Raw genomic sequence first — 305 nt, forward strand, 5'->3', positions numbered from 1 at the left:
TAATGCATACACGGGAATGGGGAGCCCTTGGCTACTCAATCCAGCGACACAGATACCAGTGAGTAATGCCGCTATAAATTCAACCGCGATGGTACGACGCCCACACAGCACCATTTGACAACCCCAAACCATAAACCCGAGAAAGAGTGAGCAGATGATCGCCTCAAGCGTACTGCCGATAAGCATCAGATAGGCTGGTGGAATGGACATATTTGCCAGAGCAACCGCCCAGATAGGGTAGCGAAAAGGCTCTTGTTTGGTTGCGCCATTAGGTCTTCGCAGACGTTGTATGGTTTGAGCAAGAA

General features: G+C 50.2%; 1 protein-coding gene. It reads right to left on the bottom strand.

The annotated features are described in order from the left end of the window. Window positions 1-305, bottom strand: a 305-nt coding sequence (locus AB4585_RS25405) for a threonine/serine exporter family protein (RefSeq protein WP_372171554.1), incomplete at both ends; no start/stop codon positions are given.

This window comes from Vibrio sp. 10N.222.49.C9, assembly GCF_041474985.1.
Taxonomy (GTDB): domain Bacteria; phylum Pseudomonadota; class Gammaproteobacteria; order Enterobacterales; family Vibrionaceae; genus Vibrio; species Vibrio crassostreae_C.